General features: G+C 77.8%; 3 protein-coding genes. 2 read left to right on the top strand and 1 reads right to left on the bottom strand.

The window, feature by feature from the left end:
* Nucleotides 1-1,150, bottom strand: a 1,150-nt coding sequence (menE, locus tag CBZ_RS18340) for an o-succinylbenzoate--CoA ligase (protein ID WP_130782906.1), incomplete at its 3' end; no start/stop codon positions are given.
* A 180-nt stretch (nucleotides 1,151-1,330) separates the two neighbouring features.
* Here menE and CBZ_RS18335 point away from each other — a divergent pair.
* Nucleotides 1,331-2,410, top strand: coding sequence for a DUF3048 domain-containing protein (locus tag CBZ_RS18335; protein ID WP_130782905.1), 1,080 nt, complete (start codon nucleotides 1,331-1,333; stop codon nucleotides 2,408-2,410).
* 166 nt (nucleotides 2,411-2,576) lie between these two features.
* Nucleotides 2,577-3,611, top strand: a complete 1,035-nt coding sequence (locus tag CBZ_RS18330; RefSeq protein ID WP_130782904.1) for a DUF3048 domain-containing protein — start codon at nucleotides 2,577-2,579, stop codon at nucleotides 3,609-3,611.
* Nucleotides 3,612-3,739: the final 128 nt, after the last annotated feature.

Raw genomic sequence — 3,739 nt, 5'->3', positions numbered from 1 at the left:
CGGCGACGGCGCGCCGGTCGATCTTGCCCGGCCCGCGCAGCGGCAGCGCGTCGGCGCGCACGACCGCCCGCGGGGCGGACGCCGGTCCGACCCGCTCGGCGACCAGGGCCCGCACCTGCGCGAGGGTCGGGACGGGACGGCCCGCGTGCGGCACCACGACGGCCACGACGGCCTGGCCCCACTCGGTGTCGGGCACGCCGACGACGCACGACTCGGCGACGTCGTCGAGCGCGCCCAGCGCCGCCTCGACGGCCGCCGGGGCGACCTTCGCCCCGCCCGTCACGAGCACGTCGTCCGCGCGACCCAGCACCGTGAGCACGCCGCCGTCGAGCCGGCCGAGGTCGCTCGTGCGCAGCACGCGGCCCGTCGGCGTCGCGAGGAACGCGTCCGCGTCGAGGTCCGGACGCTCCAGGTAGCCGTCGGCGAGCACCGGGCCGGCGAGGAGCACGCGACCGTCGTCGTCGAGCGACACGGTGACACCGTCCAGCGGGACGCCGTCGTACACGCAGCCGCCGCACGTCTCGGTCATGCCGTACGTCGTGACGACGCGGACGCCCGCGGCCAGTGCGCGCGCCCGCAGGTCGGGCGGGGTCGCGGCGCCGCCCAGCAGCACCGCGTCGAACGTCGCGAGCGCCGCGGTCGCGGCCGGGTCCTGCAGGACCCGCACGAGCTGCGTCGGGACGAGCGAGGTGTAGCGGCGACCGTCGGGCGGCATCGCCGCGACGACCGCGCGGAAGCCGTCGGGCCGGAACGGCCCGGGCGGGAGCACGGCGGGCGCGGTGCCGGCGACGACCGACCGGACGAGCACCTGCAGCCCGGCGACGTGGTGCGCGGGCAGCGCGAGCAGCCACCGGCCCGGGCCGCCGAGGCGCCGGTGGGTCGCGTCGGCCGACGCGCGCAGGGCCGTCGCCGACAGCAGGACGCCGCGAGGCTCGCCCGTCGAGCCCGACGTCCCGACCACCACGGCGACGTCGTCACCGACGTGCGCGGTTCCGCCGCCGGTGTGTCCGGCGGGTGCGTCGGTCCGGTGCTCGTCCTCGGCGCCGACCGGCACGGGCCGGACCGCGGGCCCGTCGCCCGCGAGCGCGTCGGCGAGGGCCCCCAGCAACGCCGGCACGCGTGCGGGCACGTCGCGCAGCAGCCGGGTCACCGCCCCAGCCTAGGTGCCGGTCGGCGCACCGCCCGCCGCCCGTCGTGGCCCGCCCCTGCGGCCGGTCGTGCCGGGTCCGGCGGCGCCCGCACCCGCACCCCGCGGCGCCGCGTCCTACGGGTCGCACACCCGCGACCCGTAGAGTTTGCCCGCTGTCCGCCCCCGAATGGAGTCCCGCACGTGCCTGCCGCCCCCGCCCGCCCGTCGTTCCTGCGCGCCGTCGCCGTCCTCGGCGCGACCGCGCTCCTCGTGGGCGCGTGCTCCGCGGACCCGACGACGCCGGACCAGCCGGACGTGACCCAGCAGCCGGCCGTCGCGGTGGTCAAGGCGGCACCCCCGGCGCCGGTCGTCCCGGTCCGCTGGCCGCTGACCGGCGAGGCCGCGGAGTCGCCCGTCGAGCGCCCCGCGCTCGCCGTGAAGATCGAGAACCCCCGGGAGGCGCGTCCGCAGGCCGGGCTGGAGCAGGCCGACGTCGTGTGGGAGCAGGTCGTCGAGGGCGGCATCTCGCGCTTCGTCGCGGTGTTCCACTCGCAGGTCCCCGCGGAGATCGGCCCGATCCGGTCGGTCCGGCCGATGGACCCCGCCATCGCGGCCCCGCTGCACGGCCTCATGGCGTTCTCCGGCGGCCAGCCGGGCTTCGTCCAGGCGCTCGGCGCCGCGGGGCTGCAGATCATGAGCCAGGACGCCGGCGCCCCCGGGTTCTACCGCAAGAAGGGTGTCGCGCCCGCGCCGCACAACGTCTACGCGACCCCGCAGACGCTGTGGGAGCACGCGGACGCGGGGCACGCGGCGTCGCCGCAGGCGCAGTTCGCGCTCGCGCGCCGGGCCGAGCACGCGACGGCTGTCGTGAGCGGTACGCCCGCCTCGGCCCTCGACCTCACGCTGTCGGGCTACTCGCACCCGCGGTGGTCGTTCGACACCGCCAGCGGCACGTGGCTCCGGTCCGAGGGCGACACGCCCGCGACGGCCGCGTCCGGGACCCGCATCGCCGCGGCGAACGTCGTCGCGCTGCGCGTGCGGCTCGTCGACTCGGGCACGAGCGACCCGGCGGGCAACCCGGTGCCGGAGACGGTGCTCGTGGACTCCGGCGACGGCGTCGTCGTCAGCCGCGGCCGGTCGGTCGAGGTGCGCTGGTCGAAGCCGTCGACGGACGCCGTGCTCACCCTCACCACACCTGACGGCGCACCCGTGACGCTCGTCCCGGGGAGCACCTGGGTCGAGCTGGTGCCGGCGTCGTCGGGGAGCATCGCGGTCTCCTGACCTGCTGCGCGACCGCCGAACGAGACCTGCGCGACGCCGGGCGCGCCCGCGCGGGTCCGGACGGTCCGGGACCCGGCGTGGGACAGTGGTGCGCGTGACGGGGACCTCGGGGGAACGGACGACGGTGGCGCGCGCTCGACGGGTGCGCGCCTCGACCAGGTGGGCGGTGCCGGTCGTCGGCGCCGTCCTCGCGCTCGCGGCGTGCGGCGGGGGTGGCGGCGAGCAGCCCGCGCCGACACCGGTGACGCAGCGCGCGACGATCGACCCGGAGAAGGGCGCCGCACCGACGCCGGTCGTGCCGGCCACGTGGCCGCTCACGGGCGTCGCGGGGGAGCCCGTCGAACGTGCCGCGCTCGGTGTGAAGATCGAGAACACGGCCGTCGCCCGCCCGCAGACCGGGCTCGAGCAGGCGGACGTCGTCTGGGAGACCATCGTCGAGTTCGACGTGTCACGCCTCGTCGCCGTCTTCCACTCGCAGGTGCCCGCCGAGGTCGGCCCAATCCGCTCGGTGCGCCCGATGGACCCGCTGATCCTGGCGCCGACGCACGGCCTGCTCGCGTACTCGGGCGGGCAGCCCGGCATCCTCGCGCTCGTGCAGGAGAGCGGGCTGCAGTCCATCTCGCACGACGCGGGTGCCGCCGGCATGTACCGGACGCGTGACCGCGCCGCCCCGCACAACGTCTACGGCACGCCCGAGGTGTTCTGGGGGCAGGCCGACGCGTCGCACCAGGCGTCACCCGCCGAGCAGTTCACGTTCGCGCGGTCGGCGGACCGGGCCGCGGCGGCGCAGGTCGGCACGCCCGCGACGACGCTCGACTTCCGGCTGTCGCCCGCGTCGAACCCGCGCTGGACGTGGGACGCCGCGAGCGGCACGTGGCAGCGTGCGGAGGGTGACACGCCCGCGATGGCGCGCAGCGGCTCGCGGCTGTCGGCCGTGAACGTCGTCTCGATCACCGCCGGGCACCCGAACTCGCCGTTCGGCGCGCAGGGCGGGGCCCCGGTGCCGACGTACGAGCTCGTCGGCTCGGGCGACGGCGTCGTCGCGACCGGCGGCAAGACGGTCGCGGTCCGCTGGCAGAAGGACGCGCAGGACGCGCCGCTGCGGGTGTTCCTCGCCGACGGCCGCCCCGCGGACCTGGCGCCGGGCAACACGTGGGTCGAGCTCGTCCCCGCCGGCTCGGGGTCGCTGACGGTCAGCTGACCGCCGTCCCCGAGCACCGGTCCTGACCGGGGCCCGCCGGCCGGCGCACACGGGCGTCCTGACCGCCTGCCCTCCGGCGTTCCCGGCCGTCCGGACGACATCCGTCGCGACCCGTCTCCGACCTGGGG

The sequence above is a fragment of the Cellulomonas biazotea genome, assembly GCF_004306155.1.
GTDB classification, from domain to species: domain Bacteria; phylum Actinomycetota; class Actinomycetes; order Actinomycetales; family Cellulomonadaceae; genus Cellulomonas; species Cellulomonas biazotea.
This window is presented reverse-complemented; position numbering and strand designations above follow the sequence as displayed.